At 59.5% G+C, this 19010-nt stretch carries 18 protein-coding genes and 1 riboswitch; of the genes, 17 read left to right on the top strand and 1 reads right to left on the bottom strand.

What is annotated here, in order from left to right; translation table 11 throughout:
* Window positions 1-123 precede the first annotated feature (123 nt).
* From FHT85_RS21175 to nrdF, 7 genes are all read left to right on the top strand, one after another.
* Complete coding sequence (locus tag FHT85_RS21175; protein ID WP_112337326.1) at window positions 124-414, top strand: hypothetical protein; 291 nt, start codon at window positions 124-126, stop codon at window positions 412-414.
* A gap of 54 nt (window positions 415-468) precedes the next feature.
* Complete coding sequence (locus FHT85_RS21170; protein ID WP_112411253.1) at window positions 469-1011, top strand: DUF1269 domain-containing protein; 543 nt, start codon at window positions 469-471, stop codon at window positions 1009-1011.
* Window positions 1012-1235: 224 nt separating this feature from the next.
* Window positions 1236-2333, top strand: a complete 1098-nt coding sequence (locus FHT85_RS21165) for an FUSC family protein (RefSeq protein WP_112411254.1) — start codon at window positions 1236-1238, stop codon at window positions 2331-2333.
* A 121-nt stretch (window positions 2334-2454) separates the two neighbouring features.
* Window positions 2455-2673, top strand: a riboswitch (cobalamin riboswitch).
* Window positions 2674-2920: 247 nt separating this feature from the next.
* A complete protein-coding gene (gene nrdH / locus FHT85_RS21160) occupies window positions 2921-3142 on the top strand; it encodes a glutaredoxin-like protein NrdH (RefSeq protein WP_015342817.1) in 222 nt (73 codons plus the stop codon).
* An 11-nt stretch (window positions 3143-3153) separates the two neighbouring features.
* The gene (nrdI, locus tag FHT85_RS21155; RefSeq protein WP_112411255.1) at window positions 3154-3549 is read left to right on the top strand and encodes a class Ib ribonucleoside-diphosphate reductase assembly flavoprotein NrdI; all 396 of its coding nucleotides are present in this window, start codon (window positions 3154-3156) and stop codon (window positions 3547-3549) included.
* 86 nt (window positions 3550-3635) lie between these two features.
* Window positions 3636-5747: a class 1b ribonucleoside-diphosphate reductase subunit alpha gene (gene nrdE, locus FHT85_RS21150; protein ID WP_405048035.1), complete on the top strand. Its 2112-nt coding sequence runs from the start codon at window positions 3636-3638 to the stop codon at window positions 5745-5747.
* Window positions 5748-5767: 20 nt separating this feature from the next.
* Window positions 5768-6742, top strand: a complete 975-nt coding sequence (nrdF, locus tag FHT85_RS21145) for a class 1b ribonucleoside-diphosphate reductase subunit beta (protein WP_112398517.1) — start codon at window positions 5768-5770, stop codon at window positions 6740-6742.
* Window positions 6743-6895: 153 nt separating this feature from the next.
* On the opposite strand, the gene FHT85_RS21140 is transcribed toward nrdF, so the two are convergent.
* On the bottom strand, window positions 6896-7174 hold the full coding sequence (locus tag FHT85_RS21140) for an HU family DNA-binding protein (protein ID WP_112411256.1): 279 nt from the start codon (window positions 7172-7174) through the stop codon (window positions 6896-6898).
* 354 nt (window positions 7175-7528) lie between these two features.
* Here FHT85_RS21140 and FHT85_RS21135 point away from each other — a divergent pair, with 354 nt between their 5' ends.
* The 10 genes from FHT85_RS21135 (at window position 7529) to FHT85_RS21090 (ending at window position 18948) form a co-directional block, all read left to right on the top strand.
* Window positions 7529-7750, top strand: a complete 222-nt coding sequence (locus FHT85_RS21135) for a hypothetical protein (RefSeq protein WP_112337318.1) — start codon at window positions 7529-7531, stop codon at window positions 7748-7750.
* Between the two features lie 159 nt (window positions 7751-7909).
* Entirely contained in the window at window positions 7910-8908 is a 999-nt protein-coding gene (locus FHT85_RS21130; protein ID WP_112337317.1) for a Tim44 domain-containing protein, read from the top strand.
* Between the two features lie 318 nt (window positions 8909-9226).
* Window positions 9227-10237 carry a zinc-dependent alcohol dehydrogenase family protein gene (locus FHT85_RS21125; RefSeq protein ID WP_112398521.1) on the top strand — a complete coding sequence of 337 codons (1011 nt, stop codon included), beginning with the start codon at window positions 9227-9229 and terminating at the stop codon, window positions 10235-10237.
* Between the two features lie 502 nt (window positions 10238-10739).
* Complete coding sequence (kdpF, locus tag FHT85_RS21120; RefSeq protein ID WP_041678183.1) at window positions 10740-10829, top strand: K(+)-transporting ATPase subunit F; 90 nt, start codon at window positions 10740-10742, stop codon at window positions 10827-10829.
* 27 nt (window positions 10830-10856) lie between these two features.
* Entirely contained in the window at window positions 10857-12560 is a 1704-nt protein-coding gene (gene kdpA, locus FHT85_RS21115; RefSeq protein WP_112411257.1) for a potassium-transporting ATPase subunit KdpA, read from the top strand.
* 12 nt (window positions 12561-12572) lie between these two features.
* Entirely contained in the window at window positions 12573-12734 is a 162-nt protein-coding gene (locus FHT85_RS21110) for a hypothetical protein (protein WP_162707999.1), read from the top strand.
* Window positions 12735-12782: 48 nt separating this feature from the next.
* Window positions 12783-14870 (top strand): potassium-transporting ATPase subunit KdpB, encoded by a 2088-nt coding sequence (gene kdpB / locus FHT85_RS21105; RefSeq protein ID WP_112337314.1) that lies wholly within the window; start codon window positions 12783-12785, stop codon window positions 14868-14870.
* Window positions 14871-14882: 12 nt separating this feature from the next.
* Window positions 14883-15488: a K(+)-transporting ATPase subunit C gene (locus tag FHT85_RS21100; RefSeq protein WP_112337313.1), complete on the top strand. Its 606-nt coding sequence runs from the start codon at window positions 14883-14885 to the stop codon at window positions 15486-15488.
* Window positions 15489-15547: 59 nt separating this feature from the next.
* A complete protein-coding gene (locus FHT85_RS21095) occupies window positions 15548-18259 on the top strand; it encodes a sensor histidine kinase (protein ID WP_112411258.1) in 2712 nt (903 codons plus the stop codon).
* A complete protein-coding gene (locus FHT85_RS21090; protein ID WP_015342832.1) occupies window positions 18256-18948 on the top strand; it encodes a response regulator transcription factor in 693 nt (230 codons plus the stop codon). The genes FHT85_RS21095 and FHT85_RS21090 overlap by 4 nt, the downstream gene beginning before the upstream one ends.
* The last annotated feature ends 62 nt before the right edge of the window (window positions 18949-19010 follow it).

The raw sequence follows: 19010 nt of genomic DNA, 5'->3' as shown, positions 1-19010 counted from the left end.
GTCGATGGAAGCCAGAGGGTTGGGCGGAATGGAACCTTGAACCCGAATTTGCGTCTTCCTAAGTGAGTGGCAGCCGAGGCTTTATGAGCTCGGTCACAATCACGTCTGTTAGGAGTGACCAAAATGGAAGGAAGAACAAAAAGCATCGAGGAACTCAGCGTCGAAGAGCGCGAGGAAATTCTCATCGATGTTGCGAAGACATTGGAAGGCAATGCACGCGAGGCCCTCGTCGAAGGCAACAAGCAATTCGCCATCCTGTCCACCAACATGGCGGAAGCAATCCGCGTCAATGCAGACGAGCTTGCCCGCGACGATCCGGAAAATGCCGAACGGCTTTTGCAACAGGCTGTCGCAATGATCTCGCAGTTCAATGCTACTCATCCTTACCGATTGGTCAGCACGGCTGTTCACTAAGGGGCTCCACGCCTCACTTCTCGTTTCGACAACAGGAACTCCCGGAGGATTTCGATGTCAGAACTTATTGTGCTTGGTTTCGATGATGCCGACAAAGCGGACGCTGTCCTGAACCGCCTCGTTCAGCTCGAAAAAGAATATCTGATCGATCTGGAGGATGCCGTCATCGCCGTTCGTGATGAATCCGGCAAGGTTCGTCTCAAGCAGAGTGTCAATCTGACGGCGGCAGGCGCCGCAAGCGGTGGTCTTTCGGGCGCTCTCTGGGGTTCGCTCGTTGGTCTGCTTTTCCTCAATCCTCTTGCTGGGCTCGTCGTCGGCGGCGCAATCGGTGCCGGCTCCGGCGCTCTTGCCGGATCGATGGCCGATTACGGTATCGACGACGATCTCATGAAGCGTCTGGCCGAAACCATTCCGGCGAAGAGTTCCGCGCTTTTCCTCCTGATCCGCAAGGTTCAGCCGGAAAAGGTGCTTGCCGAATTCAAGGGCGAACATGCGCGATTGCTACGCACCTCGCTATCGCCCGAGCAGGAGGCGCGGCTGCGCCAGGTGCTTGTCGACGAGACCTCACCGGCGCCTGAAGCTTCCGCCACCGTCTGAACGTAAATCCGATCTCTACTCCTATCGGCGGCGGCGGCTGTGCTTTCGTCCGGGAAGCACGGGGCTCAGGGATTGAACGGCGCGCTCGCCATTGCCTGCGCGCCTTCCCTAATCGCGCAAATACTGCCATTGTAGGTCATGCGGTCATTCACTAGCGGCAGCAGGGAGAGGGCAAGCCCCGGACGGCCATTGTCAGCACACGTTTCCAGGCGAAAACTTGCGCGATGACCGATCCTGTAATTCGTCAAAGCCAGCTGCCGTCAAAACCCAAAACATCGCTGATTCAGACCAAACGCGCGGCGCTGCAGGCGCTAAGGGTCATGATCGCGTGCACGATCACCTACGCCATTTCACAGCATCTCCATCTCCAGCAGGGCTATTGGGCCGTCTTCACGGTACTGATCGTCATGCAGGCGTCGGTGGGCGCGACCGCTGGAGCGGCTTTCGACCGGCTGGTTGCGACAGTCGCAGGCGCCGTGCTCGGAGGTGTTGCGGTATTCGTCACGCCGCAGGAGCCGCTTGCGATTGGCATTGCCCTGATCTGCGTCGTCGGCGTTTCAAGTTTCGCGGCGGTGCGCGTGCCTCGTCTGCGCAATGCCGGACTGACGGCCGCGATCGTCATGCTGACACATTCCGCCGCCGTTCCCGTCGAGATTTTCGTGATCGATCGCATTGCCGAAATTACCCTGGGCGGTGTCGTCGGCGTGCTCGCCAGCCTGTTCATCCTGCCGACGCGCTCGCGGACTATGGTTTTGGATCGCTTCGGGTCGGCACTCGATGTCATGGCGCAGATCTTGCGAAGGCTTGCAGTCGGGGTCGAAAAGGGCGAGCCTGTATCGGCCACCGAGGCAAATATCGCCCTGCGTCAGTCCTTGATGGCGACGGAAGCGCTTTTGACCGACGCGCAGCGCGAGCGCGCTTTCTGGCTGACACGACAGGGAATTTCGGAGGCCATTCCCCGTTCGCTCTGGCGCATCCGCAACGACATGACCTATCTCAGCCACATCGTGGAAACACCTTTCCCGCCGGCGATTGTCGAAGCGATCGGGCCGCAGGCAGGCGGAATGCTGGAGGCACAGGCCCGCTTTGCGGAGACATGCGGCCGGGCGTTGCGTGCCGGTGGTGAAATCGATCCGGATGTGCTTTCGGCAGGCGACGCGGCTTTCGACGCCGCGTTTAGCACTCTTCAGACTTCGGAGGCTGCCCAGTCGATGGGATTTAGCGAAACGGGCCGGTTGTTCGGTCTCGATTTCACATTGCGACGCATGCGCCAGAATTTTCTCGATCTCGCCGACCGCATCCGCGAAAGCAACGTCAATTGAAAGGCTCCAGCCTGTTTTTGGCCAGTCCCAAGTCTCTGCGTTGGGTGCGATGGTCGACATCCATCAACATGGAAATCCGATTGAGGCTGTCGAAGCAGTTGACGCAATTTTAACCGAGGATACTATATATAGTGTTCGAGGTTCTTCTGATTCGCAAGGATTGGAGGCTAAGATGGGAATCCGGTCGGCGAGCATGATGATTGCCAAGCCGGAGCTGCCCCCGCAACTGTGAGCGGCGAGCATTCGTTTGATGACGTCACTGAGGCCTTGTGTCTTGGGAAGGCAGGACGAATGTTATGACCCGCGAGCCAGGAGACCTGCCTTGAGCAATAACGTCCACGGGCGGGGTGTCCGACTGGCGAGCGATGGTTCATGCGGCAGGATCGCCGTCATCGCTTCCTTGAAGACCCCGCATGAATAACTTCGGGGTGAATCCATGTTCTTGAGTATTCATAGTCGCCCGCGCGAATGACGGCCGCTGAAATGCGTCCGGCCGCCGGCTAGGCTTGCCTCCACTTTTCACCCGCCGAGCGGGCATCATCCGATGCTCGAGCGATTTTCTGTGCCCATCCATACGAGGATACCTCATGAGCATTACCGTCTACAGCAAACCCGCCTGCGTCCAGTGCACGGCAACCACCCGCGCGCTTGATCGCCAAGGCATCGACTACACCATCGTCGACGTATCGACCGATGCCGCCGCCTATGAGCTGGTGCAAGGTCTCGGCTATCGTCAGGTTCCGGTTGTTGTCGCCGGGGAACTGCATTGGGCCGGCTTCCGTCCCGACATGATCAGCACCCTCGCTTAAGGATCCGGGCGGTGGGCGAGATCGTCTATTTCTCCAGCCGATCGGAAAATACCCATCGCTTCGTTGTCAAGCTCGCATTGCCGGCTGCTCGTATCCCGCTTGTCGCGGGCGACGAGTTTCGTGCGACCTCGCCCTACGTTCTGATCGTCCCGACCTATTGCGGCGAAGGCGGAAAGGGGGCCGTGCCCAAGCAGGTGATCCGCTTCCTCAACGATGCGGGCAACCGTTCGAACATCCGCGGAGTCATCGCCGCGGGCAACAGCAACTTCGGCGCGACCTATGGGATCGCCGGCGACATCATCTCTGCCAGATGCCAGGTGCCGTATCTCTATCGGTTCGAACTTCTGGGCACGGATGAGGATGTCGCCAATGTCAGACACGGATTGGAACGATTTTGGACACGCTAAGCTCTTCTTTGTCGCGGGATTCGGGCGAAAAAACGCAGAGCACTTTTTCTGCTCCCACGAATGATCGGCCAGCCAAGGCCGCGGAAATGGCCTTGGATTATCACGCACTGAACGCCATGCTGAACCTCTATGACGAGCACGGAAAAATCCAGCTCGACAAGGATCGCATGGCGGCCAAGCAGTACTTTCTCCAGCACGTCAATCAGAACACGGTCTTCTTCCATAACCTGAGGGAAAAGCTCGATTACCTGGTGACGGAAGGCTACTACGAACAGGAGGTGCTGGATCAATATTCCTTCAATTTCGTGCGCGATCTCTTCGATCACGCCTATGCGAAGAAGTTCCGTTTCCCGACTTTCCTCGGCGCCTTCAAATACTACACCAGCTACACGCTGAAGACCTTCGATGGAAAACGTTATCTCGAGCGTTATGAAGACCGCATCTGCATGGTCGCGCTGACGCTGGCGCAGGGCAGCGAGCAACTTGCCCGCGATCTGGTCGACGAGATCATCTCCGGCCGGTTCCAGCCGGCAACGCCGACCTTCCTCAATGCCGGCAAGAAGCAGCGCGGAGAGCTGGTTTCGTGTTTCCTGCTGCGTGTCGAAGACAACATGGAATCGATTGGCCGCGCCATTAACTCGGCTCTGCAGCTTTCGAAACGCGGCGGAGGCGTGGCGCTATCGCTCACCAACATCCGTGAGGCCGGTGCGCCGATCAAGCACATCGAGAACCAGTCGTCCGGCATCATTCCCGTCATGAAGCTGCTGGAAGATTCCTTCTCCTATGCCAACCAGCTTGGGGCGCGGCAGGGGGCGGGCGCCGTCTATCTGAACGCCCATCACCCGGACATCATGCGCTTCCTCGATACTAAGCGCGAAAATGCCGACGAGAAGATCCGCATCAAGACGCTGTCGCTCGGCGTAGTCATTCCCGACATCACCTTCGAGCTCGCAAAGAACAACGAGGATATGTACCTCTTCTCGCCCTATGATGTGGAGCGTGTCTATGGCGTGCCGTTTACCGAGATTTCGGTGACGGAGAAGTATCGCGAGATGGTGGGCGACAGCCGCATCCGCAAGAAGAAGATCAAGGCGCGCGAATTCTTCCAGGTGATCGCCGAAATCCAGTTCGAGAGCGGCTATCCCTACATCATGTTCGAAGACACGGTGAACCGCGCCAATCCGGTTGCCGGCCGCATCACCATGAGCAATCTCTGCTCGGAAATCCTGCAAGTCAGCGAAGCTAGTGAATACAACGACGATCTGTCCTACAAGCATATGGGCAAGGATATCTCCTGCAATCTCGGCTCGCTCAACATCGCAGCCGCGATGGACAGCCCGGATTTCGGCAAGACGATCGAAATGTCGATCCGCGCGCTGACGGCTGTCTCCGACATGAGCCATATCTCCTCCGTACCCTCGATCGAAAAGGGCAATGACGAGAGCCATGCCATCGGTCTCGGCCAGATGAACCTGCACGGTTATCTCGCCCGCGAGCGCATTTTCTACGGTTCGGAAGAGGGCGTCGATTTCACCAATATCTATTTCTATACGGTGACCTACCACGCCATTCGCGGCTCGAACCTGCTTGCGGTCGAGCGAGGCCAGAGCTTCAAGGGCTTCGAGAATTCGAAATACGCCTCCGGCGAATATTTCGACAAATATACGAACCAGGAATGGAAGCCTGCGACCGAACGTGTCGCGGAAATCTTCGAAAAGGCCGGCATTGCCGTTCCGACCCAGGAAGATTGGCTGGAACTCAAGAAAGCCGTGATGGAAGGCGGGCTCTATAACCAGAACCTGCAGGCCGTGCCGCCGACGGGCTCGATCTCCTATATCAACCACTCGACCTCTTCGATCCACCCGATCGTCTCCAAGATCGAGATCCGCAAGGAAGGCAAGATCGGCCGCGTCTACTACCCGGCTGCCTTCATGACGAACGACAATCTCGATTACTACCAGGACGCCTACGAAATCGGTCCGGAAAAGATTATCGACACCTATGCGGCCGCGACCCAGCATGTCGACCAGGGCCTGTCGCTGACGCTTTTCTTCCGCGACACCGCGACCACGCGCGATATCAACAAGGCGCAGATCTATGCCTGGAAGAAGGGCATCAAGACCATCTACTACATCCGGCTTCGCCAGATGGCGCTCGAAGGCACGCAGGTTCAGGGCTGCGTTTCCTGCACGCTCTGAACCTTTGAGGGACGATGACAATGAACATGCAATTCAAGCCGGCAAGCCGCGTTCGCGCCATTAACTGGAACCGCATTGAAGACGACAAGGATCTCGAAGTCTGGAACCGCCTGACCGGTAATTTCTGGCTGCCGGAAAAGGTGCCGCTGTCGAATGATATCCAGTCCTGGGCCACGCTGAAGCCGGAGGAGCAGCAGCTCACCATCCGCGTCTTCACCGGCCTCACGCTGCTCGACACGATCCAGAATGGTGTCGGCGCCGTAAAGCTGATGGCTGATGCCGTAACCCCGCATGAAGAAGCGGTGCTGTCGAATATCTCCTTCATGGAAGCCGTGCACGCACGCTCCTATTCGTCGATCTTTTCGACGCTTTGCCTGACGCCCGACGTCGATGACGCCTATCGCTGGTCGGAGGAGAACGAATTCCTACAGAAGAAGTCTACGCTGATCATCGAGCAATATGCCTCCGGCGATCCCTTGAAGAAGAAAGTCGCGAGCGTCTTCCTTGAGAGCTTCCTGTTCTATTCCGGCTTCTATCTGCCGATGTTCTGGTCGAGCCGCGCCAAGCTCACCAACACAGCCGATATGATCCGCCTCATCATCCGCGACGAAGCCGTGCATGGCTATTACATCGGCTACAAATTCCAGCATGGGATTGAGCGGCTTTCGGACGGGCAACGCCAGGAGATCAAGGACTTTGCCTTCGATCTTCTGCTGGAGCTTTATGACAACGAGGCCAAATATACCGAAGCGCTCTATGACGGCGTCGGGCTAACAGAAGACGTCAAGAAATTCCTGCATTACAACGCCAACAAGGCGCTGATGAACCTCGGCTATGAGGCGCTCTTCCCCGCCGAAGCCTGCAAGGTCAATCCAGCCATCCTCTCGGCGTTGTCGCCGAATGCGGATGAGAACCATGACTTCTTCTCGGGATCGGGTTCGTCCTATGTCATCGGCAAGGCAGTCGCGACCGAGGATGAGGATTGGAATTTCTGAGGATGGAGCTTGGCGCAGCTCAGGCAGCTCGAGCCAGTACTTTCGAAACCGCCTCACGACGAAGCGGCGCTTGCGTTCGTATGAAACGGCAAATGACCGGCCCTAGCGGATAGGGTCGGTCATGAGCCTACGGGCTTTCGGCCAGAGCAGGGATTATTTGTTGAGCGCATCCTTCAGCGCCTTTGCAGGCGTGAAGGTCAGCTTCTTCGATGCCGCAACCTTGATGGTTGCGCCCGTTCCGGGGTTGCGTGCTTCGCGCTCCGGCGTATCCTTGACCTTGAACTTACCAAAACCCGGAATAGAGGTTTCGGCGCCGGAGGTCGCGGCTCCGGTGATGGCGGCAAAGATGGCTTCGACGATTGCCTTGCCCTGTGTCTTGGTCAGCTTGTGATCTGCGGCAATCTTGTCTGCAATTTCATTGGTAGTGGTCATGAGGCTTCCCCCGCATTGATAACGGCGGAATCATTTCCATTGGAGATGCCAGTTGTCACGAGGAGTTCTGACATGAAAGGGCGAGAAAGCCTGCATTTCCACAGGTTCCGACGCATTGACGCCATTTTGGAGCCTTTCCGCGGGTGATTTTCCAGGCGAAGACCTGATCATGCGGCCGATAGAGAGCGCCAACGGGTATCCGCAGAAGCCCGCGAATCTCCGGAAATGGACGAACCTTGGGGCAACGGCGCATCTTTTCACCATATGGACACCCGCTACGGCGGCGCGATCGGGGTGGCCTTTCGCTGGTTGGCTCTATAGAGGCTTGCTCACGATGGATGAATGGAACAAGCAATGGAACACGAGATCAAGATAGACAACCGCGGCGATTTCGGGCTGTGGGCAATCGAGGTCGCAAAGCAGATCATCAGCAGTGAGGGCTTTGAACTGGCAAGAGCAGCACGGGACGGCACGGACGACGATGTCCGCGCGGCCGGTAACGCACTTGGTCAGGCGATCACCAACGCAATGATGGAAATCTATGATGGCCTGATCGATAGAGCGGATGAAGATTAGGGTCGTCTTAGATCGTTGCTGCCGAGCATCCGTATACGGATAGATTGGTTTGGTTGAAATCCAAAAGTTTCGCCAACTTAAAATCGCAGCCTTACAATCACGAACAAGCATCCCCATATAAGGGCAAATTAGTCTTTCTGCCCTATGACAGGAGAGCCAATGTTCAGTGCAGTGCCGCGCTTTGCCAAGATCGCAGCCGTCGTCATCCTCGCCGCCGCGTCGTCCGTGGCGACCTTTGATGCCGCCGATGCGCGCCGGGCTGGATCCAGCGGTTTCGGAAGCCGTGGAACGCGCACCTTCGATACCCCGGCCATTACGAGGACAGCGCCCACGCAGGCCGCACCCATTGACCGGACGATGACGCAGCGGCCGCCGCAGCAGACGACGACCCAGCCGCCGCTTGGCGCGCCCCAGCGTCCTGGCCTTTTCGGCGGCTTCGGCGGGTCGATGATCGGTGGCCTGATCGCCGGTGGCCTTCTCGGCATGCTGCTCGGCCATGGTTTCGGCGGTGGCATCGGCTTTCTGGGAATGCTGCTGCAGATCGGTCTGATCGTGCTGCTCATCAGCTTTGCGATGCGCTTCTTCGCAAACCGGCAGCGCACGCAATATGCAGCACCCGGATCCGGGTCGTCCTACAATATGAACCCGATGAACAATGCCGGCGCATCGCCGCGTCCTTCCTTCTCCATCCCGTCCATCGGCGGTGGGGCAGCGGCCGCGCAGAAGGTGCGCCAAGCCAATGACGAGATCGGGCTTCAGCAGGCCGATCTCGATCGTTTCGAGCACCTCCTCACCGAAATCCAAACGGCCTATGGCGCCGAGGATTATGCGGCGATCCGTCGGCTGACCACGCCGGAGGCGATGTCTTATCTGGCCGAGGAGCTCGGTGAGAACGCTACCAATGGCGTGCGTAACAGCGTTTCCGATGTGCGCCTGCTGCAGGGTGATATCGCCGAGGCCTGGCGTGAGGAAGATGCCGAGTACGCAACGCTTGCAATGCGCTACTCGAGCATCGACGCGATGATCGATCGCACGACTGGAAAGCTTGTGGATGGCGACGACCACAATCCTTCCGAGACGACGGAGCTCTGGACCTTCGTGCGCAAGCCGGGTTCGGACTGGAAGCTTTCGGCGATCCAGGGAACAGGCCAGCATTAATCTTGAACTGACCCCAGTTGGAGATTGCCCCGTGCGGAAGCCGGGGCAATCGGCTGATCCGGCACAGGCATGGATGCTCCCAAGGCGGGCTCGGCTTTTATTTAAGCCTTATTTCGGTCGCGGCGCTGTCCGAAGGTCATTCGTTTTTTCAAAACGTTCCAGCGCCATTGTGAGAAGACTTTCAGGAGAGTGCTTTGGTGCTTGCTCGAGCGTCTAGCGCACCGGCTATGGAGCGGCTACGCGCACCATTGAGTGCTATAGTGCGGATGGGAGCAGCGCAGTAGCGCAAGAATCAAACCTTATGCTTGGAGGAGGCGAATGAGGGCAGTCCGTTTGGAAGCGATCGGCGATATGACCATGCGCATGGTCGAGAAGCCGAACGCCGAACCGGGAGAGATCATCGTCCGGGTTCTCGCCGCCGGCATCTGTGGGTCCGACCGACACATGTACAAGGGCGAATATCCGACAGCGATCCCGGTGACCCTGGGTCACGAGTTCTGCGGCCTCGTGGAAGAGGTGGGTGAGGGTGTTTCGTCATTTGTAGGTGGAGAACTCGTCACGGTCGATCCGAATATTGCCTGCGGTACCTGCCCTGCCTGCCGGCGTGGGCGACCGAATCTCTGCGCCAACCTCACGGCTATCGGCGTAACGCGGGATGGCGGCTTTGCCGACTATGTTGCGGTTCCCTGCAACCAAGCTTTCACTCTGCCTCCGGATCTCGATCCAGTCCATGGCGCTTTCTGCGAGCCGCTGGCCTGCTGCATCCATGCCATCGACAAGGCACAAATCCGTCCGGGCGATAGCGTTGCCATATTGGGCGGCGGCGTGATCGGCCTGCTCATGGTCCAACTGGCCCGTTTGGCCGGCGCAGACCAGATCATCCTTGTCACGAGACAGTTGTCGCGGCGCGAGGCGGCGTTGCGCCTGGGAGCGACGCTGGCCCTCGACCCGACAGCGATCGATGCGGTTGCCGCCGTCAAGGACGTGACCCATGGCGGCGTTGACGTCATCATAGAATGCGCCGGCGTTCCCGAAACGCTTCAAAGCGGCGTTCGGATGGCGCGGCGCGGCGGTGCTCTCGTCCTCTTCGGTGTAACGCCGGCAGGCCTCGAAGTGCCCATTCTGCCGTTTGATCTGCTCGTCAATGAGGTTGAGATCAGGCCGGCCTATCTCAATCCCTTCACCCACGCTCGCGCCGCCGCCATGGTGGGAAGCGGGATTCTGGAGCTGGATTCGCTTGTTACGAAGACGATCGGCCTAGAAGACGTCGCAGGCGTGGTTGGCAGCGCGCCGCTGGCCGGCGAAATCAAGGTCATAGTCCGGCCCTGAGCGCTTCACATTCATGTGCAAACGGGACCGGTGGCCTCGTGCTCGATCATGGTAACAGACACTTTGACAAGATGTCGTGGCCGCCATCGGTGTGGCTTCTTCGATAAGGGTTTCCAATCGACGGACGGCCTGACTCTTCGAACGAGTTCAGCAACGCAGGCGGACGCTTTGATAAGCGCATCAACGTGCTCGTAGCCCATCATCATCCGCACTGGCATTTATAAGATTTTTATATCTTCCGCTTTCCCGCCGTCTCGAACCTTAATGCGGTTCGGTCGCATATTGTGTTCGGAAGATGCACCCCAAGTGATCTTTCTGGTCGGCAGAAAAAAAGAGGCGCTCTGAGTAAAGGGCGCTCTCCATCGTTTCTGCATTCAACAATAACAATCAAGGAATCGCGATCGATGATGGACATTCTTCTTGTCGGGATCGGCGTTTTATTCTTCCTCCTTTGCGTCGCTTACACCAAGGCCTGCGACAGCCTCTAGTCGGAGAGACGGCAATGCTTCTCGATTACATTCTCGGTGGCGGCGTGACGATCTTTCTCACCGTCTACCTGGTCTACGCTCTCATTCGCCCCGAGCGCTTCTAACAGCGCTGGATAGGGAAAGTTACCTCCATGACCTTCAACGGATGGCTTCAGATCCTCATTTACATCGGGATCCTTCTCCTGCTCGTCAAACCGCTCGGCGGTTACATGACACGTGTTTTTACCGGCGAGCGTACCTTCCTCTCTTTCGTCCTCCGTCCTGTGGAACGGGGGCTTTATCGTTTGGCCGGCACGGATGAGCGCGAAGAGCAGCACTGGACGACCTATTCGGTCTCCATGCTGCTGTTTAGCCTTGCCAGCTTCCTTGCGCTCTACGCGCTGCAGCGCCTGCAGGGCAGCCTGCCCTATAATCCGGCGGGCATGACCGCAGTCGGCCCGGAACTGTCCTTCAACACGGCAACCAGCTTCGTCACCAATACCAATTGGCAGAACTACGGCGGCGAAAGCACGATGTCCTACCTCGTGCAGATGGCTGGCCTGACGGTCCAGAACTTCGTTTCCGCGGCAACCGGCATCGCCATCGCCATCGCGCTGATCCGCGCATTTGCGCGTGCCTCGGGCAAGGCGATCGGCAACTTCTGGGTCGATATGATCCGCGCGACGCTCTATGTCCTCTTGCCGATCTGCATCGTGCTGACGATTGTTTTCGTCTATCTCGGCGTGCCGCAGACGCTCGGTCCCTATGTCAATGCCACGACGCTCGAAGGTGCGCAGCAGACGATCGCCGTGGGTCCCGTTGCCTCGCAGCTTGCCATCAAGATGCTCGGCACGAACGGCGGCGGCTTCTTCAATGCCAACTCGGCGCACCCCTTCGAAAATCCGGATGCGATTTCCAACCTCCTCCAGATGCTGTCGATCTTCGCCATCGGTGCTGCGCTGACGAACGTCTTCGGCCGTATGGTCGGCAGCCAGCGTCAGGGCTGGGCGATCCTGGCTGCGATGGGCACGCTCTTCATCGCTGGCGTCATCGTCACCTACTGGGCCGAAGCAGCAGGCAATCCGCTTGTTCATGCGCTCGGTGTCCAGGGCGGCAATATGGAAGGCAAGGAAGTCCGCTTCGGGCTTGCTGCATCCTCGCTGTTCGCAGTTATCACCACGGCGGCGTCCTGTGGCGCAGTCAATGGCATGTTGGGGAGCTTTACGGCGATCGGCGGCATGATCCCGCTCATCAACCTGCAGCTCGGCGAGGTCATCGTCGGCGGCGTCGGTGCCGGCTTCTACGGCATCCTGATGTTCGTCATCATTGCGATCTTCGTAGCCGGCCTCATGGTCGGGCGCACGCCGGAATATCTTGGCAAGAAGATCGAAGCGAAGGAAGTGAAGATGGCGATGCTCGCCGTGCTCTGCCTCCCCTTCGGAATGCTGACCTTTACCGCGATCTCCGCAGTTTTGCCATCAGCAGTCGCCGCTATCGGCAATTCCGGCCCGCATGGTTTCTCTGAAATCCTCTATGCCTACAGCTCCGCGGCAGCAAATAACGGCTCGGCCTTTGCTGGTCTATCCGCCAATACCCCCTGGTACAATACCACGCTCGGTATCGTCATGCTGATCGGCCGCTTCCTGGTCATCGTTCCGGCGCTTGCGATTGCCGGTTCCCTGATCAGCAAGAAGACGGTTCCTGCCTCGGCCGGCACGTTCCCGACGGATGGCCCGCTCTTCGTCGGCCTGCTCGTCGGCACGATCCTGATCGTCGGCGGCCTGACCTTCTTCCCGGCGCTGGCGCTCGGACCGATCGTCGAACATCTGTCGATGATCGCAGGCCAGACCTTCTAAGGAATGACGGCTATGAGCCAACCGCTTCTAGGCAAGCTTAGAAAAGCCATCGATCCACGCCCCTTCGACAGGGGGCGTGGCCCGGTCGGAACAGCCTGCGCGTCCGATGCCATTTTGCTGGCAATGGCCGCACTGTTCCTCGGCCTTGTCGTCTTCGGATTTTTGATCGGCTGATCGGCAGCGTTCCGATCTGACGTTTTCCTCTTCACGCTGGAGCCTCTTATGAGCCAGTTAAAATCAGCGAGTATTCTGGATTCTCGCATCCTCGTTCCGGCGATCGGCGCTTCGTTCACGAAGTTGAACCCACGCACCCTTGCCAAGAACCCTGTCATGTTCGTGGTCGCCGTCGTTTCGATGTTGACGACCGTTCTCTTCCTGCGCGACCTCATCACCGGCGGCGGCAATCTCGGCTTTTCGCTGCAGATCAATATCTGGCTGTGGTTCACTGTGCTGTTTGCGAATTTCGCCGAGGCCGTTGCCGAGGGCCGCGGCAAGGCGCAGGCGGACTCGCTGCGCAAGTCGCGCACCGAAACGCAGGCGAAGCTGCTCGTCGGCAACAGCCGCACCGACTACAAGATGGTACCCGGCACCAGCCTCAAGGTCGGTGACGTCGTTCTGGTGGAAGCCGGCGATATCATTCCGTCGGACGGCGAAGTCATTGAAGGCGTCGCTTCCGTCAATGAGGCCGCCATCACCGGTGAATCCGCGCCTGTCATCCGCGAATCAGGTGGCGACCGCTCGGCTGTGACAGGCGGTACGCAGGTCCTGTCGGACGAGATCCGCGTGCGCATCACGGCGGCAGCCGGCTCGACCTTCATCGACCGCATGATCGCGCTGGTCGAAGGCGCCGAGCGTCAGAAGACGCCGAACGAAATCGCGCTTAACATCCTGCTGGCCGGCATGACGCTGATCTTCGTTTTGGCGACCGTCACCATCCCGAGCTTTGCCGCCTATGCCGGCGGTTCGATCCAGACGGTCGTGCTCGTTGCGCTCTTCGTGACGCTGATACCGACCACAATCGGCGCATTGCTTTCGGCGATCGGTATCGCCGGCATGGACCGCCTGGTGCGTTTCAACGTGCTTGCCATGTCGGGCCGCGCCGTCGAAGCTGCCGGCGACGTCGATACGCTGCTCCTCGACAAGACCGGCACGATCACGCTTGGCAACCGTCAGGCAACCGCCTTCCGCCCGGTTCGGGGTATCAGCGAGCAGGATCTCGCGGATGCCGCACAGCTCGCCTCGCTTGCCGACGAGACGCCGGAGGGACGCTCGATTGTCGTGCTCGCCAAGGAGAAATATGCGATCCGCGGTCGCGACATGACGAGCCTGAAGGCGACCTTCGTTCCTTTCACGGCGCAGACCCGCATGAGCGGTGTCGATCTGGATGGCTCCTCGATCCGCAAGGGTGCGGTCGACGCCGTGGTGGCTTATGTCGAAGGTGCAGCCAATGGTGCGACGGAAGGTACAGCCGTCATCTCGCGCACATCCAGCGAAATGCTGCGTGAGCTGCAAACGATCGCCGACGAGATCGCCAAGGCCGGCGGCACGCCGCTTGCCGTTGCCCGCGATGGCCGTCTGCTCGGCGTTATCCATCTAAAAGACATCGTCAAGGGCGGCATCCGCGAACGCTTTGCGGAACTGCGCCGCATGGGCATCCGCACCGTGATGATCACCGGCGATAACCCGTTGACGGCTGCCGCCATTGCCGCAGAAGCCGGCGTGGACGACTTCCTTGCCCAGGCAACGCCTGAAATGAAGCTGGCGCTGATGCGTCAGGAACAGGCGCAGGGCAAGCTGGTCGCCATGTGCGGCGACGGCACAAACGACGCGCCCGCACTCGCCCAGGCTGATGTCGGCGTTGCCATGAACACCGGTACGGTCGCCGCCCGCGAAGCCGGCAACATGGTCGATCTCGACAGCGACCCGACGAAGCTCATCGAGATCGTCGAGATCGGCAAGCAGCTGCTGATGACACGCGGCGCACTGACGACCTTCTCCATCGCCAACGACATCGCCAAGTACTTCGCCATCATCCCGGCGATGTTCATTGCCTTCTATCCGCAGCTGAAGATGCTGAACGTCATGGGGTTGGCAACGCCGCAAAGCGCCATCCTCTCGGCGATCATCTTCAACGCGCTCATCATCGTCGCACTGATCCCGCTGTCACTGAAGGGTGTCCGCTACCGGCCGATCGGCGCCGGCGCGCTGCTCAGCCGCAATCTGCTGATCTACGGCCTCGGCGGCATCATCGTTCCCTTCATCGGCATCAAGGCCATCGATATGGCGATCACCGCCATCGGCCTTGTCTAAGGAGTTTCTCTCATGTTGAAACAAATCAGACCTGCGATCGTCATGATCGTCGCCACGACCGTCCTGACCGGCCTTGCCTATCCGCTTGCCATGACCGGTGTCGCCCAGGCGCTCTTTCCCCATCAGGCCAATGGCAGCCTGGTGGAGAAAGACGGCAAGGTGATCGGTTCCAGCCTTATCGGCCAGAATTTTACGGCGGATAAATATTTCCACGGTCGTCCCTCGGCCACGACCGGCGCCGATCCGAATGACCCGACCAAATCGGTTTCCGCACCCTATAATGCCGCCAATTCCGGTGGTTCCAATCTCGGTCCGACCAATTCGGCTCTGATGACACGCATCAAGGGCGATGCCGCAACGCTGCAGGCCCAGAATCCGAACGCGCCGGTTCCGATCGACATGGTGACGACATCGGGCAGCGGTCTCGACCCGGACATCTCGCCTGAGGATGCCTATTTCCAGGTGCCGCGCGTCGCCAAGGCCCGCAGTATGGATGAGGCTAAGGTCAAGTCGCTTGTCGATGCGGCCATCGAGCCGCGTGAGCTCGGCGTTCTCGGCGAACCTGTGGTCAATGTGCTGGCATTGAACCAGGCGCTCGATGCTTCTATGACTCAATGAGTTGAAGAGGTTGAGGCGGTTAGCGCCGTTTCAACCTTATCAGGAAAGACGACCCGCGAATGGCAGATGAAAGCCGCGACATGTTGAGCAGGCCTTCTCCCGATGCGCTTCTCGAAAGGGCGCGGGCCGAGACGCGCGGTCGGTTGAAGATATTCCTGGGAGCGGCACCCGGCGTCGGCAAGACCTATGAGATGCTGATGTCCGGCAGGGCGAAGATCGCCGACGGCGTCGATGTTGTGATCGGCGTGGTCGAGACCCATGGCCGCCGCGAGACACAGGCCCTGCTCGAAGGGTTCGAAATCGTTCCGCGCGTCAACGTCGATTACAAGGGCAGGGCGCTCGAGGAAATGGATCTCGATGCCATCCTGAAGCGCCGCCCCGAACTGGTGCTTGTCGACGAACTTGCCCATACCAATGCTTATGGCAGCCGGCATCCCAAACGCTATCTCGATGTGAAGGAGCTTCTCGACCGTGGGATCGACGTCTATACGACGTTGAATATCCAGCACGTCGAAAGCCTGAATGACGTCGTCTCGCAGATTACCCGCATCCGCGTGCGCGAGACGGTACCGGATTCGATCATCGACATGGCCGACGATGTCGAGATCATCGATCTGACGCCTGATGATCTCATCAAGCGGCTGCATGACGGCAAGGTCTATGTCTCGAAGACCGCAGAACGGGCGCTGACCAACTATTTCACGCCGGGCAACCTGACGGCGTTGCGCGAACTGGCGCTGCGACGCACCGCCCAGCGCGTCGACGACCAGCTCCTGACCCACATGCAGGCGCACGCGATCCAGGGGCCCTGGGCTGCCGGCGAGCGTGTGCTCGTTTCCATCGATCATCACCCGCGCTCGGCATCGTTGGTCCGCTATGCCGCCCGCATGGCTGCGCGCCTGCGGGCCCCCTGGGCAGCCGTCTATGTCGAGACCAACCGCTCGATCAGCTTGAGCGAGGCGCAGCGCGATACGATTGCCGCAACGCTCAGGCTCGCCGAACAGCTCGGCGGTGAGGCGATTACTCTCCCGGGCCGCGAGGTGGCGGAGGAATTGCTTCGCCATTCGGCGAGCAACAATGTCACCCATATCGTCATTGGTTCGCCGAAAATCGGCTCCTGGCGCGATTGGTCGCGCCGTTCAGTATCCTACGATCTCATCCGCAGGGCCGGGGACATCAGCGTCCATGTCATTTCCGGCAGCGAAGTGGATGGCGAGGCTGCAAGGCGGGGTGTCAAAGTGGCGCCTTCGCCGCCGCCCTTCCAGCTTCGTGGTTATGTCCTGGCAACGCTCTATGTCGCCATCGCGCTCGGTTTCTGCGTCATCCTCGACCAGGTGCTGGATGTGCGAAATCTGGCGCTCGTCTTCCTGATGGCGGTTCTGGCCAGCGCGGTGACGCAGGGCCTGCGCCCAGCGCTTTATTCCTGTTTTCTCGGCGCTCTTGCCTTCAACTTCTTCTTCCTGCCGCCGCGCTACACACTGACGATCAGCGATCCGGAAAGCGTGCTTGCCTTCTTTTTCTTCCTCGGTGTCGCGGTGATCGCGAGTAACCTGACGGCGACGGTGCAGCGCCAGGCGGCGGCGGCGCGGCAACGCGCGAGAACAACGGAAGACCTCTACTTGTTCTCCAAGAAGCTCGCCGGCACCGGCACGCTCGATGATGTTCTCTGGGCGACCGCCTTTCAGCTGGCCTCGATGCTGAAGCTGCGTGTCGTGCTGCTTCTGCCGGAACATGGCACCATCGCCGTCAGGGCCGGCTATCCGCCTGACGATACGCTCGACGATGCCGATATTGCGGCGGCGCGCTGGGCCTGGGAGCACAATCACGCCGCCGGCCGCGGCGCCGATACCTTGCCGGGTGCCAAACGTCTTTATGTGCCCTTGCGCACCGGCCGCACTGCCGTGGGCGTCATTGGCCTCGATAGCGACCGGCGCGACGGCCCGCTCTTGACGCCGGAGCAACAGCGGCTGCTCGACGCGCTCGCCGATCAGGCGGCTCTTGCCATCGAGCGCGTACAACTGGTTGCCGATGTCGATCGGGCGAAGCTTGCCGTCGAGGCGGACCGGCTGCGCTCGGCATTGCTGACGTCCATTTCTCATGATTTGAAGACACCGCTCGCTGCCATCCTTGGAGCGGCAGGCACCTTGCGCGATTATCTGGAAACCCTGCCGCACGAAGATCGCGTCGATCTCCTCTCGACCGTCATCGACGAATCCGAGCGCCTCAACCGCTTCATCGCCAATCTTCTCGATATGACCAAGATCGAGTCCGGTGCGATGGAGCCGAATTATGCCCTGCATTATGCCGGCGATATCGTCGGCAGCGCGCTGCGGCGAGCGGAAAAAATCCTGGCACATCACCGTGTCGACGTGCAGATGCCCGTCGATCTGCCGATGGTGAAGGTTGACCCGGTGCTGTTCGAGCAGGTGCTGTTCAATCTGCTCGACAATGCTGCCAAGTATGCGCCGGAAGGATCGGCCATTCGGCTGGAGGCCTGGTCCGATATCGACAACATCGTCTTCCGGGTAATGGACGAGGGACCGGGTATTCCGCCCACCGACCTCGAGCGCGTCTTCGATACATTCTACCGCGTACGAAAGGGCGATCAGGTGCGCGCCGGAACTGGTCTTGGCCTGTCCATCTGCCGCGGTTTCATCGAGGCGATGGGTGGCACGATTGCCGCCGGTAACAGAACGGATCGGCAGGGAGCGGTCTTCACCATCCGCCTGCCGAAACCAACAGATGTCCTGAAGCTGGATGAATTGAAATGAACACTACCGCCGTCAAGATTCTCGTTGTCGATGATGAGCCGCCGATCCGCAAGTTGCTTCGCGTCGGTCTTGGTGCCCAGGGCTACGTCGTCAACGAGGCACAGAGCGCCGCATCGGCTCGGGTATCGGTCGCCGAGGATCAACCCGATCTGATCGTGCTCGATCTCGGCTTGCCCGACAAATCCGGCCAGGACCTGCTTCTGGAATGGCGTGAGGATGGGGTGCAGATTCCGGTGGTCATTCTGTCGAGCCGCACCGATGAAGCTGGTATCGTCAAGGCGCTCGAGAGCGGCGCCGATGATTATGTGACCAAGCCTTTCGGCGTCAACGAGCTTGCTGCCCGTATCCGTGTGGCGCTGCGCCATCGCCTGCAGCAGCAGGGTGAAAAGGCGATTTTCCAGACCGGCGGCCTTTCCATCGATCTCGTCAAGCGCATCGTCAAGGTCGATGGCAGGGAGATCAAGCTGTCGCCGAAGGAATACGACATCCTACGCGTGCTCGCCCAGCATGCGGGCAAGGTCCTGACGCATCAGTTCCTGCTGAAGCAGATCTGGGGGCCGGCGGCCGATGTGCAGTATCTGCGCGTCTACGTGCGGCAGCTCCGGCAGAAGATCGAAGAAATCCCGGATCAGCCACGCTATATCACCACCGAAACAGGCGTCGGCTACCGGCTGCGCGAGCCGGATTGAGGCGTCGGAGATTTCGAGCCCATTGTCGAGGCGATTTGGCCTCGGACTTGTGGCGATGAATG

The organism is Rhizobium sp. BK312, assembly GCF_014193605.1.
Taxonomy (GTDB): Bacteria; Pseudomonadota; Alphaproteobacteria; order Rhizobiales; family Rhizobiaceae; genus Rhizobium.
The sequence above is the reverse complement of the archived record's forward strand: the minus strand, read 5'-3'. Positions and strand labels throughout refer to the sequence as shown.